The following is a 12,313-nucleotide window of genomic DNA, read 5'->3' on the forward strand; positions in this document are numbered from 1 at the left end:
CACTTCCTCCAGACTTTTGTTTGTCAGGCCAAACATGGCCTTATCCATTTTCCATTTGATGGCGCAGGGCGGTCGAAACGATGTCGCGCCATTCGCCAGACTGCTGCATGATTGCCAGACCCTGATTCAGCGTCTCCAAGATCGCTTCCCCATCAGGATTATCTTTATGGGTCATGACATTAAGCGACTTGATCGCCGCCAGGTTGGGGTTTTCGATAATCCGGTGTTTATAGCCAAGCCGCGCGATGGCTTCCTCGGCCAGATGCGCCTCGATTGCCACGATATCGGCGGTTCCGTTCATCACAGCGTGAAAGCAGTCGTCGGGCGACGTGGGCCGCAGCAACTTGATGACGGGTTCGTAAAGGCTCACCGCATCCATATGAGACAGCGACCAGCCTTCCGGGCGGCAGATCGTTGTTCCGGCAAAGTCTGCATATGTCAACGTTTGTTCGTACCCCGATCCGTCGCGAGCAAAGAATGTATCCACGACCTCGTAGAACGGGTTCGAGAAATTGTAGGTCTCACACCGGTTGCGGTCGCTTTCGGACAGCGCTTCTGCATCTTCGCAATTTGGGCGCGACCAGGGGAAAGTGCCATCAAAAGCAAGTGTTGGCATCAACAGATCCAGATGCGACGACCAATCGTTCACGAACTGAATTTTATACGCTTGTTCTGGCGCGGCCCGCAGCATCGCTGTCTCAACCAGTTGCGTATAAAGCCCCCGGTTGGGCAGCGCTTCGTCTGTAAACGGAGCGTAATTGCCGCCGGTGATCAACAGCAACTGACGATCACGAATTTCAGGGCGCGTTTCAGCGTTAGCATTTCTGATCAGTGCGGCGGCTTCCGAGCGGGCTGCCTCAATCTCTTCTTTTGCTGCGGCACGTGCAGCCACGACCGCATCTTCACTCGCCTTCTTTGCCTCAGCTTCTGCCGCTGCAACGCGCGCTTCCGCTTCGGCCACGGCTTTTTCCGCGCGTTCTTCGGCAGCTTTTACCAGTTCCGAGGCCATTTCCGCTGCCAGGCGTCCGGCTTCCGTGTCGGGCAGCTCAGGTGCGCGCCCGACATCTTCCAGACATGGCAGATTTAAAACGTCACCAATACGAATGATATTGGGGTTTGTGCCGATAACATCCCGGTTCGCATCGTAGATTGGCCGAAAATCTTCGGTCGCGTAAACTCGGATTGCCAATTCCCGCAGGCTGTCGCCGCGCTGAATCTCGTAGCTTGAACATGCCTCTTGCGCTGACGCCGCGCCGGTGGCGGCGGCAAGGGCAAGGCTTGATATGATAAGGTGTTTTCTCATGGGTCCTGTTGCTTTGCCTGGTTATTTTCTGGTAAGTTTCGCGACTGCGATCGACAGATTGTCTTGATCGGGATCGTCCTTGGCCTGGACAGCCAGTTGCAAGGCTTCGGCGATTTCCTGTGCCAGATCTTGCTGGTGTTCACGCAGAATTTCCTGAATCTCAGCGTCGCTGAGATACTGAAGCCCGTCACTGCCAAGGATCAGAATATCAGCGGGTGACACGATCAGCGGGTCTTCTGGGCAATCCACTTTTGGAATGGCACCCCCCATGATCACCGACGTCAGTTGGTTTCTGTCCAATCCCCGTGCTTCAGCTTCCGAAAGCTCACCCGCGGCCAGTTTTGCGTCGATCACGGGGGCCATCGAGTGGTCTTCGTTCACCTGTGTCAACCTGCCTTCGCGGAACAGGTAAAGGGGGCTGTCTCCGATCGATATCCTGAACACACGCTGACCCAGAAAGAGGACACCCAACAAGGTGGAGCCCATGTTGAAACCCTGGCCCTGTGCCTCGTTATGGTCGGATATCGCTGCATTGGCTTGCATGGCTGCCAACGGCAGCGCGTCAATTGCGGCTCCTTCGTTTAAGGTATCGGCTTCTAGCTCGCTATCCAGCGCGTTCCGCCAGGCGGCAATCACCATTTCTGAAGCCACTTCGCCCGCCTCGTGGCCACCCATACCGTCAGCGATCGCAATATAGCCCGCGTCCGATGCATCGAACATGCGCGCAGCAATCGCGTCTTCCTGCGTTTCCCGCTGACCCTGGTTCAGGATCAGTGCAACATCATATGCCGGAGTCGCCAGCATCTATCAGGAATCCCGCCAATCAAAACCTTCATCGCAGAAGGCCATAAATCGGATTGAGGTTTCACTGATGCGGATCAGATCACCGCTGGAGAGCGCGATTGTGCTCAGAACGGGTTTACCATTCAGGCGAACAAGGTTGGCTTTTCCGCCATGCCCCAGATAGCATTTTCGATCTTCGGGGTCATAAGCAATAACGGCGTGGTTCGAACGTGAAATACCTGTGTCGCCGAAATCCAGTTGGATCGCCTGGTCATCGTTTCGACCGATTTGCATCAGGCCTTCGGTCAGGGTGATGCTGGCGCCCCGTCCGGGACCTGCCGTCACCACCAGCCAACCAACCGGGAATGTTTCCTGAGCGGCTTCGGTTTTTGAGACGGGTTCTGATGTTTCAATCAATTCCTGAACATGCGTGTCCGCACGCTCAAACCCAAGGAACGTTGTTTTGACCCGCGAGCGACGGTCTTCGGCCGGGGCGGCAGGCGTGGGTTGAGTCTGTACGGCAACCTCTTCTACCAATGCCGGTTCTTGCACGGATGGGGCTGCAACCTCAGCTTCCACCGCTTCCGGCGCGCTCATTTCCACTACATCCAGAGGCAGCGTATCTTCATCCGGTGTTTCGGCAGGTTCGTCGGCTACATGCAAAGTGATGATATGATCGTCCGAGATTTCGTCATCGTCGGGGTCGGCCATCAAGTTCTTGGTATCTTGGTCGTCCTCGTCAATTGCATCTTCAACGAAGATGGACACTTCAACCGGTTCTTCCGCGTTTTCAGCCGCAACTTCGTCGAATTCCGGCATCTTCTCTTCAGGGATAAGCTCGTCTGTTTCTTCGTAAGAGTCAGACGTCATGTTTCCACCGGCCAGTGCGGCGCGCAGCGCGTTGAAGTCCGCGATAGGCTCCTGCTTTACCGTTTCAGGCACAGCGCTGTCTGCTGCATGAGCATTTTCAGCTACATCATCTTCTTTGGATTTGCCGGCACCTTCGAGAAGCCGGCTCAGAGGGCTTTTGTATTTGAACATGGTGTCGACACCTTCGAATTGTTGGCACGGACCTTTTGTGCCATGGGGCTGCTACCTAACCCTGCGTGGAACAACGCAGAGACACTCAATTGAAAACATGGAAACTGGTACTCTCTGCGGCGGGCCGGTTCCCGCCGGGCGGCAAACTGAACGCCGCCCTCAGTAAACACACACTGGCAGATCAAAAATGAACCGGTCAGATCACTCCTGCGCTAGCTGCATGGTCGCAGCTACTTCAGCACCGTTGCGCAACACGGTCAGCTTTGCCTCTGGCTGACTGTCGGAAACCAGCGCAGCCAGCATGCCATCAATGCTTTCGGACTCATCCAATGTCATGCCGGTCTGGCTTTCGCTCAACAGAACATCGCCTTTTCGCAGGCTACCCGTCGCCTCGGCCGGAACCGAGCTCACTTTTGTTTGCCACCCTTCACTTCCCGAGTTGCTGACTGTGAACGAGTAACCGTTCTCCAATCCTACCGAGCGCAGCACAGGCAATGCCAGCAGGCCATTCTGCGCGCGGGTCTTTCCAAGCGGCCGGTAGCGGGCTGCAACCCGTGTAAAGCCATCTGGGTCGACGCTCAGCTTGTCCAGGACTTGCGCTGCGAAAGAGATGTCCTGACGAACCGGGTTGCCGTTCAGAGTAAAGATCACAACTCCGGTTTCCACCCACTCGCCGATAACGCTCATGTCCTGATTGGCGTCCACACCGGTAACCGCAATAGTTGCACCTGTTGCGGTGCGGCGGCGGGACGTCTGGAAGGGGATTTCAACATCCCAATGGTGAAAAGATACCTGTTGTTCGGCTGGAGTGCCGGAAGCAACGTCAGCATCTGGTTCGGCAACAGCCGCCGCAATCTCTTGTTCTGCAGGCTGCTCCTGAACACCGGCCGTCTCGGTAGATTCGGACGCTATTTCTGTGGCGGTTGGTTCCGCAGGTTCAACTTGCGCCTGCTCGACAGGCTCTTCTGGTTCAGGTTGTTGCTCTGAAGCGACCGCGACTTCGGGTTCAGGTGTTTCCGCCACGGGTTCTTCCACCGCGGGCGGTTCTGCTTCGGCAGTTTGTGTGGTTGCTTCAGGTAGCGTCGCCGTAACCTCAGCTTGTTCTTCACCTTTGTCGCCGGACATCACGAAGAAACCGCCTGCAGCCAACGCTGCCACAAGCACTGCTGCACCAGCGATCATCTTGCCGCTGCCACCGGATCCGCTCTGAACCACGGTATCAACTGCGACCGGTGTTTCCGCTTTTGCAGAAATCTTTGCCATCTCGGGTTCATTCTTTTTTTCGTTTTCGAGAACAATGTCCGAGTTCCCGGCGAGCAGAGCCGTCACAACCGCTTCGGCATTTTCGCTTTCGGCCTTGATCCGCGCCTTTTCTTCTTCCTTGTCCATGCGATCCATGCCGACAATCACAGAAACCGGGCGATAGGCGAATGTATCGAACATCACGCCAGGTCCGCGGAACATGCGCAGCCAATCCAAGGCTGTCTGCAAACGGTCCGTTGCGTGCACTTCCATTGCCTTGTCGATTGCTTCGAGGAATCCATCGGGGTATCCGTCAAAGCGGCCCGCCAAGGGTGCATAAGGGTCGTCCTGCCCGTTGTTGAACGCATTCAGGCGGCTTTGACCGTCGACCGGGCGTTCGCCACTGATCGCATGGTAAAGGGTTGCAGCCAAAACATAGAGGTCACTGCTGGGCCCTTGTTCGGCACCACGGACGTAAAACTCGTGCGGCGAATACCCGTCTTTTATGACGCGTAGGGTCAACAATGCGGCCGACTTGTTTGCGGCTTGCTCACGCGCGGCACCGAAATCGATCAGAACCGGGTTTCCGTTCTCGTCAATCAGGATGTTGTCGGGAGAAATGTCTCGGTGCAGCATCCCGCTTTGGTGGATGAACGACACCGCGGACAGCATCTTTTCCGTTACCTGCACTATAAAGTCAGGGCCGCCGACGTTTTCCGGATTTTCAACATAGTCCAGCAGGTCGCAACCGCGGATCAGATCCATCGCGATATAGGCGGTATCGTTGTCTTCGAACACTTGATGCACGTCGACAATATTCGGGTGCACCAGACGTGCATGATTGCGGGCTTCCTGAATAAACAGGTCGATAATGGCGCGCAGATCGTCTTTGTAAGACGGGTCGTTCGGCTCAACCTGGTCCCCGTTGCGACGGCACAATGCACCGGGGAAGCATTCCTTGATCACGACATCGCGCTCAAGGCTGTCGCGCGCAAGATAGGTGATCCCAAATCCGCCATTGCTGAGATACCGGATAATCTCGTACTGACCGCGCAACAGCTTTGCGCCCGGTTGCAGTCCTTCAATCTTTGGTTCGTCGTGCGTTGCACCGACAGCCTGGTTGTGGCTCATTTCAATCCGCCCGTTCTACTCATTTTGCGGCTTTATTTAACAGGGCCGGCAGCCCACGAACTCACAACCAAAAAACAACCGCAGGACACTTAAGAACGGTTAGACGTTTCAAATTTGACTTTAATGGGGCCGCCTGATGGCTTCACTAAGGATCGTTTTTTTGAATATGGCATATATAGTATGTCTACTACATGCAAATACTACATATTGGCTAAAGGGTTGGGGAAAACGAAAACTGATGACCCCAAACAGGTCTGTTGGTCTACGAATTCGAAACAATAAAGGGCCGATTCTTCGGCCTTTCGAATCGCTTCAATCCTGATGGAAAGTGCTAGGTCCCGGTTTTGGATTGTGCTGCGGCAACGGTACTGCCAGCCCAGGCAAGGTTATCACCAAGCTGCACAAGTATGTTGATTGCGTCTTTCAAAGGCGCATCGCCGCTTTCAAACTGAAGCAACAATAACAAGTCAGTCGCTTTTTCAAACTCGGCCGGAATCCAGTCAGCATCCGGATCGATTTCGCCACCTTGGTCCAACCGTTCCGCGAAATCTTCGACGATTTCCTGGCAGCTTTGCAAAAAGGCCGCGGGTTCGATGGCAGCGGTGTCACGCAGATCTTCATAAATGCTGGCAATAGCTGCCAGCCAGTCTTCAAGAATGGGGTTGTTCAGTGGCGGAAGGGCAGACCCCAGCGTTGACTGCATTGACGCAGCATCGTTGACGGTCGGTTCCGGCTCTGGCCCTTTCAATGTTTCCAGGAATGGCAGAAACTCGTGCTTCAGATCCTTCCGGGCAGCGCCAAGGTCACTGCGCCGCCGGTCAGACGCCGCATCAAGGACCTTTTCCGCGAGTTCCTGGCCACCACAGTTTTCCCAAAGATCGAAATCTGGTTCCGGCTCTTGAGCCATGGCGCGCACCGCGACGGGCGTGCCAATTGGGACCACAGCGCGAAACAGTCCCTCTTTCTCTTTGTTCAATCGGGCCAGTACCCGATCCAGAGCGGCCTGCACCGGGGGCAGATCAGCATGTGTGACCGCCAGCAGGCTGTTGTCTCTTAGCTCGGGTGGCACCTGCGCCCACAAATGCCGTTCGGTTTCGCGCCATGCGCTTGTGCCATTGGTGCACCAGATGGCACAGTCGACGAATTTCAGCAGGTCCAGTGTCTGTTTGTATGTATCATCCAATGCGCCAGAGCCGGGAAGATCGAACAGCGATATCTCTTTGAGAGCAGGTGTGTTCAATCCAACCGAAATAAAATCCGGCTCATCCGCAGCGGCCTTTTCCAGCGCGATGCCAGAGTATGTCTTGGGTTCCCTGTTCCACCAGCCGACAGTCGTCTCGGGCGTATCCGCGTAGGCAACGATGACAAGCGGCAGCTTCAGATGCTGCGGCCCGGTTGGAAGGATATCCGCCCCTGCCAGCATATTCGCAAGGCTTGACTTGCCTGCTCCGAACTCCCCGGCGAAACCGATGTTGACCGCGTTGGACAGGCGTTCTGCGTGGGCGAGGGCCCGCGTGCGCATATCCTCCAATTTCGGGTCCGACGACAATTTTTCTGTCGCTGTCAGAAAGCGCTCCAGCTGCCGCACTTCCTGTTCGGTTCCGGGAAACTCAATCATTCCGCAGCCTCTGCCTGTCGTTCGTCCACGTTGTTTGTTCCAAAGACACTTTCCAACTCGTCGGTAATACGGCGCGCCCGCTCGAACGCAGCTTGTGCTTTCGCCTGAGCATTCAACTCACCCGCCCCGGAACGGTGCTCAAGATGGCCTGCCAAAAGAGCCAAGTAATGATCCAGAACGGTTTTCAACCGGTCCAGCAGGTTTTCGCGTGTTGTGTCGATCAGGTCATCGCCAATCAACTCGAATTCCTGCACGATCATGCGCTCGGCCCGCGTCACAACACTGTTGCGCGATATCAGACGCGACAACCAGTTTACACGCAGCTCAACCGTAATGCCACGGGTTAGCGCAGTGGTGTCCGGGCGGAACCAACGTACCGCACTTGTGTTCATGCGATTGTCGACCGGCTCCTGCCACCCCGGCAGTGCCCGTAAAGCGGCGTTGCATTGCATGTCGATCGCGTAAAGTTCGCTTAGCATGCGTTGGCGAACCACTTGCGACGCGCCTTGCACCAGCTCGCGCATGTGTTCGCGCAGTGGTGAGAAATTCAACTCGGTCGCGCCGCCCTTGGCAAGCAATGGGGATTGTCCTTCAGGCCCGCGCACCACAACAAAGACAGACTCGGACACCGTGTCATCCATAACCCCACGCAGGTTTGACAGAACGTCGTCCATGTCCCTGACAATGTCCTGCGTTTTGTCCGCAATCAGTTTGCGCAGATTGCCCAGCGTCTTGTCGCTGTCCTCAGCGCTGTGCGCACCCGCGCTGCCTTCATCTTGCAGAGCACGAAGATGTACCTGGGATCGCTCCAGTTCGCCACGCGCGAAGCTGTCGAGATGCTGCCACGCCATCTGCAACTGTTCGTTTATCGGCCCCTCCGTCAACGCCTGAGTGACATGGCGTCGTAAATCGGGCAAGCCTGACGCGATCATAGCGGCAAACCGCAAGACAGCCTCACGGCTGATGGGCCCCGGTCCTTGTTTGATCTCTGCCACACCGTTCAGGTATTGTTGCATCTGTTCCGGGTGCGCCCGCAACCACGCCAGAATATGATCGTGATTCACACCGGTTTCATCGCCAGTCAGCGCATAATGCGCCCATTGTGCGCTGCCCATCAGGACATCGATATTCGAAGTACCCAACGCTTTTTCCAGCCCGTCTACAACATCCAGACGCACCTTTGCCGCATCTTCGGCCCCGCCGCCCAATTCATCGACACGATTGATGAAGACAACGATCTGTCCAAGTTCCAGTGCCTGCATCAGCCGGAACAGTTTCAGGTCCGCACGCGACAACGCCTGATGCGCTGACAGAACCACCACAAAGAAATCGGATTCTTTGAGATACTGGCGGGAAATCTCCTCACGGATCAGCAGGGGGTCATTTACTCCGGGCGTATCGGTGACGGTCAGAGGGAATGGGAAATGTCCGATGTCAAAATAGACCTCGGCCTTGCGCGTGATGTCGCTGTAAAGTCCGCGATCACTGCCGGGGTCAACTGTCCCATCTTCTGCGGGGTCGTCCCCAGCGCACACGTAACGCGCCAGATCATCGGATGTCAGTTGATCCAGATCGTGATGTTGACCCAACAGCTGTTCATAACTGTCCCCCAGTCGCCGACGCGCCCGGGTCTTCATGGCTTCGACCTGCTCTTCGATCATCTCGCGCTTGTAGCTGTCCTCGTCATCCGGGAACATGTTGCGCAACTCTTCGCCTTCGGCGATCAGTGATTGCCACTGATAGTTGTCGAAAAAATGGAACTCGGCTCCTTCGGTTCGACCGTTCGGGTGCCCGAAATGCATGTCGGTGATCACGGTCGTCCAGGGGTTCACATCCGACGGCAGGTATTCTGCCTGACCGGTGAAGCCGTTGATCAAGCGCGACTTTCCTGCTTTGATTTGTCCTACAAAGGCAACTGACGGTTTCAGTTTCCCCAGATCACCAATGATGCGCGATATGAACTGACGTGTTTCGTCATTGCTCGTCCCGTTCATGTCTTCTGCGATGCGAATAAGCTCGCGACGATGTGTTTCACTCATTACTCTTTACCCTGACTACAAAAAAACAACGCATTGAATTAGTCGAAAATTTGAATGCTTTAGGGGTAGTCATTCCTCAACCTCCCCCAAAGATGTCCACAGATTAATGACCGCACCAAGTTTGCGGGCATCGTGGATGGCCACAGCAATCTGCTCGTTATCGCTCAGAACTGCCATGCCCGCACCCTTACCACCCGATGGCCGTATGACGATCAGATGTGGGCCTTCGAATTCGTCCCGGGTGTCGTTGTTCCAACCAGCAAGATCCGAAACAAAACGTGTCAAAATCTCTTGATTGGGGTGCATTCCCTCGGAAGGTTTGCAGGTTCCTTCGAAAGCCAGCGCAGTGTTTTCCATACTATCCACAAGGACACGACCTGTGGCAAAGCGTGCAGCCCCGTCAAAAAACTGTTGTGCCAAGGAGTTGCCCGACTCTGCTACCGGGGCAGGGCTGTTGTCTGAAGATTTTTCAACATCGGGAACGACAGACACGATGGGCTCAGAGGAAAGCTCAATTCCGGCGCAGGCATTCTCGATCTCACTCAAGGTGATACCAACATCATCAGCCTCCAGCGACGAGGCGGGCTTTCCAGACATCAGTTCCAGCGGGGCAGGGGCGGCTGAAATGTCAGAAACCAGTTGGGCCAGTTTATCGACCAGCGCGGTACGTGTTTCTGATTCGAAATCAGGAATCTGCCCTGACGGTACTTGAAACACATCCGTGATCCGGGAGCTGTTCACTTCGATCTTCAGGCAGCTTCCGTTTGCCGCGGTCAGCTCCAGTCGCCGGGGTAATATTGTTCCGCGAATGAAACGCAGTACAGCCGCGCGACGGGCTGTTGCAGTTTCACCGGGGACAATCACCGTCGGAGACAGGCGCGCAACCGAAGACCGCCCGATATCTTCGAGCATGTCGAGAATGTCTGTGTCCATCATACCGTGACCCCCTCTGGTCCCGTTCAGACTGCGGCCGCAACCGGCTTGAGGCTGAGATGCGATTTCGTCAGTGCCAGTCCTACATTCGTGCTGTTGCGGCAGATATAGCAGACCACATGATCAGGATATTCCTGGGTCCGCAAAAAGATGTTCAATCGGTCTTTTGAAAACACCGCGATTTCCCCGAACCCGGCGTTTTCCTCATCAGTGTTTCCGGCCTCGTGCAAGAGCGCTTCAAATGCAGCGACACCACGCCCCTGAAACAGATTGGCCACTGCGATTGCCAAAGTGTCCAGCGATTCAGCGCAATCGGAATCAGAGACACTGCTGCCCAAAAGCATGCCGGTCTCCATGTCGATATACCCGGCTGCGATGCAGTCGGGTATTGTTTCAATCGCGGTGTTCAATGCATCCTGAATGGACATTTAACTCTTTATCGTCCTTTTTCTCAGCGCCTTGATTAAGGCATCCTTACAAAACATGCCACTCTGCACTGCTGTTTTCTTTTGACTTTGGAATGGCTTGCAGGGCGTGTTTGGAATGTTTCGCACTATATTCAACTGCGATCTGGTCAAATTCGGCAAGAAAGGCCTTGAATACGTTCTGAAGCCCGTCTGCGTCCTTTGGCAGCTCTTCGTTGTTTGTGATTTCCCGCCACATATCCGACGCGCTAAGGGGCGACTCGATTGCGGATTCCGGAAGATTGATGCGCGGTTCGTGACTGATATTGCGGGCTTCTTCCTCGACTGAGGCCACGACTTCTATCAAACCGTTTGTCTCAGGCTCAGGTTCGTAATCCTCGGCGTTGTTCTCTGGCTGAGCCGCCATCAGCGCCGCAATGGAGGATACCGAGACTTCGATACCCCGATCATCACGCGATTCAACTTCCGGCGTGAAAACTTCAATTTCATCCGCTTCGACCGAGGCTTCCCGCAACGTCGTGTTTAAGGAGGTCAGCACGTCATCAACGGACTTGTCGCCCGTTTCAGCATCTGGAGCTTCATCCAGCAGATCGTCCGCATCATCAGCATCGTCGAATTCACCGGACAGGTCGAACTCATCCACGTCTTCTTCCAGACCGGCGACATTCTTCAATTCAAGCGGATCGTTCGCAGTATCCTTGAAGAAGGCACGCAACTCGTCGCTGGTATCGGTTTCATCGAGCATCTGCTCGGGGTCTGATACCATTTCAGCCCGCAGCCGTTCAGCGTCTTCCGGGTTGATCCGAACCCGTTCGCCTTCGTCAAGGCGTCGCTCTACACGGGCTGGCCGGATGGGGAAACTTGTTACGACATTATGATCGTCGGCTCCTGATCGCTGTTCGTTTTCCAAAGGATTGACCAGCCGCAGAGGAGTAGCTTCGGTGACGTCCGCCAGCGCCTCTCGGTCGTCTGGTTTGCTGGCAGGGCGCAGCGGTTGAACCCTGAATGCGCCGGACTGGCTTTTGTCGATCTGATACCGCGCCAGCTGATCGGCGCGATTGTCCATGATCTGTTCTGTGATTTCCAGAAAACTGTCGATCATCTTGCCGCCACCGCTGCGCGACCACATTTCGGCGTCGCCCGTCTTGTCACGGGCATTGATCGCATCGCGGGCGGAAAACAGAATGGACCGGTTGAAGAGGTGTCCGGCTTCGCGATTGACGCGGCGCAGAACCTTTTGACGATCCTTAAGGTTTAGTGCGTCGGCCCGCGTCACCAACAGCAGCGAGTTGTGTTGCAAGCGGTCCGGCAGCGAAACCCATGTCGCGCGTTCGGTTTCGCGCCAGGCTTGGGTCGCGTGGGTGCACCAGATGACCCCGTTTGCCTGTCCGACTGCCCGCTGCCAGACATCTGTCGAGATCTTGGGGTCCGAAATTCCGGGGGTGTCAATCAGATCGACGGCTTCCAGAATATCTGCCTCAAGGAAGATACGAACGAACTGCGCGTCGTTGACGCCAACAGTCTCAAGCTGATCCAGTTCGATGGGTTCGATGCTTCCGTCATGCCGCTTGATGTATGGTGTTTCACTGCCCCAGCTAAACCAGACCGGTGGTAACTGGGTCGCGGTAACCTGCGTCGGCAAGGTTTGCGTTCGCAGTAAAAAGTTCATCAGTGTGGACTTGCCAGCGCTGAATTCACCCATCAAAGCGAAAACCGGTTTGCGACGGGACCACTGCTCAATACGTTCCCATGCTTTCGGTGAAACAAAGCGTGTTTGTGAATCTTTTGCCATTTTTCT

The 12,313-nt window shown here is 55.3% G+C and carries 9 protein-coding genes; all 9 read right to left on the reverse strand.

The genetic code is table 11. From position 1 onward, the window contains the following. Positions 1-40: 40 nt before the first annotated feature. The 9 genes from ACR0NZ_RS14570 to ACR0NZ_RS14610 all read right to left on the reverse strand — a co-directional run bounded on the left by ACR0NZ_RS14570 (position 41) and on the right by ACR0NZ_RS14610 (position 12,307). Positions 41-1,303 (reverse strand): type 2 periplasmic-binding domain-containing protein, encoded by a 1,263-nt coding sequence (locus tag ACR0NZ_RS14570; protein ID WP_480477122.1) that lies wholly within the window; start codon positions 1,301-1,303, stop codon positions 41-43. A gap of 21 nt (positions 1,304-1,324) precedes the next feature. Beyond that, the gene (locus ACR0NZ_RS14575; RefSeq protein ID WP_480519844.1) at positions 1,325-2,107 is read right to left on the reverse strand and encodes a PP2C family protein-serine/threonine phosphatase; all 783 of its coding nucleotides are present in this window, start codon (positions 2,105-2,107) and stop codon (positions 1,325-1,327) included. A gap of 3 nt (positions 2,108-2,110) precedes the next feature. Continuing rightward, entirely contained in the window at positions 2,111-3,127 is a 1,017-nt protein-coding gene (locus ACR0NZ_RS14580) for an FHA domain-containing protein (RefSeq protein ID WP_480519846.1), read from the reverse strand. A 201-nt stretch (positions 3,128-3,328) separates the two neighbouring features. Further along, on the reverse strand, positions 3,329-5,500 hold the full coding sequence (locus ACR0NZ_RS14585) for a serine/threonine-protein kinase (RefSeq protein WP_480519848.1): 2,172 nt from the start codon (positions 5,498-5,500) through the stop codon (positions 3,329-3,331). 331 nt (positions 5,501-5,831) lie between these two features. Beyond that, positions 5,832-7,118: a dynamin family protein gene (locus tag ACR0NZ_RS14590; RefSeq protein WP_480519850.1), complete on the reverse strand. Its 1,287-nt coding sequence runs from the start codon at positions 7,116-7,118 to the stop codon at positions 5,832-5,834. Next, positions 7,115-9,157, reverse strand: coding sequence for a dynamin family protein (locus tag ACR0NZ_RS14595; RefSeq protein ID WP_480519852.1), 2,043 nt, complete (start codon positions 9,155-9,157; stop codon positions 7,115-7,117). Before ACR0NZ_RS14595 ends, ACR0NZ_RS14590 begins: the two co-directional genes overlap by 4 nt. 69 nt (positions 9,158-9,226) lie before the next feature. Beyond that, positions 9,227-10,093, reverse strand: a complete 867-nt coding sequence (locus ACR0NZ_RS14600) for a hypothetical protein (RefSeq protein WP_480519854.1) — start codon at positions 10,091-10,093, stop codon at positions 9,227-9,229. A 23-nt stretch (positions 10,094-10,116) separates the two neighbouring features. Next, positions 10,117-10,518: a hypothetical protein gene (locus ACR0NZ_RS14605; protein ID WP_480519856.1), complete on the reverse strand. Its 402-nt coding sequence runs from the start codon at positions 10,516-10,518 to the stop codon at positions 10,117-10,119. A 46-nt stretch (positions 10,519-10,564) separates the two neighbouring features. Beyond that, positions 10,565-12,307, reverse strand: a complete 1,743-nt coding sequence (locus ACR0NZ_RS14610; RefSeq protein ID WP_480519858.1) for a dynamin family protein — start codon at positions 12,305-12,307, stop codon at positions 10,565-10,567. Positions 12,308-12,313 lie beyond the last annotated feature (6 nt).

This window comes from Ruegeria sp. AE3 (assembly GCF_056542225.1).

What these genes read in the sequence shown, in the direction of transcription:
- ACR0NZ_RS14570 (WP_480477122.1), bottom strand. Translation starts at nt 1,303, where the DNA reads ATGAGAAAACACCTTATCATATCAAGCCTTGCCCTTGCCGCCGCCACC.
- ACR0NZ_RS14575 (WP_480519844.1), bottom strand. Translation starts at nt 2,107, where the DNA reads ATGCTGGCGACTCCGGCATATGATGTTGCACTGATCCTGAACCAGGGT.
- ACR0NZ_RS14580 (WP_480519846.1), bottom strand. Translation starts at nt 3,127, where the DNA reads ATGTTCAAATACAAAAGCCCTCTGAGCCGGCTTCTCGAAGGTGCCGGC.
- ACR0NZ_RS14585 (WP_480519848.1), bottom strand. Translation starts at nt 5,500, where the DNA reads ATGAGCCACAACCAGGCTGTCGGTGCAACGCACGACGAACCAAAGATT.
- ACR0NZ_RS14590 (WP_480519850.1), bottom strand. Translation starts at nt 7,118, where the DNA reads ATGATTGAGTTTCCCGGAACCGAACAGGAAGTGCGGCAGCTGGAGCGC.
- ACR0NZ_RS14595 (WP_480519852.1), bottom strand. Translation starts at nt 9,157, where the DNA reads ATGAGTGAAACACATCGTCGCGAGCTTATTCGCATCGCAGAAGACATG.
- ACR0NZ_RS14600 (WP_480519854.1), bottom strand. Translation starts at nt 10,093, where the DNA reads ATGATGGACACAGACATTCTCGACATGCTCGAAGATATCGGGCGGTCT.
- ACR0NZ_RS14605 (WP_480519856.1), bottom strand. Translation starts at nt 10,518, where the DNA reads ATGTCCATTCAGGATGCATTGAACACCGCGATTGAAACAATACCCGAC.
- ACR0NZ_RS14610 (WP_480519858.1), bottom strand. Translation starts at nt 12,307, where the DNA reads ATGGCAAAAGATTCACAAACACGCTTTGTTTCACCGAAAGCATGGGAA.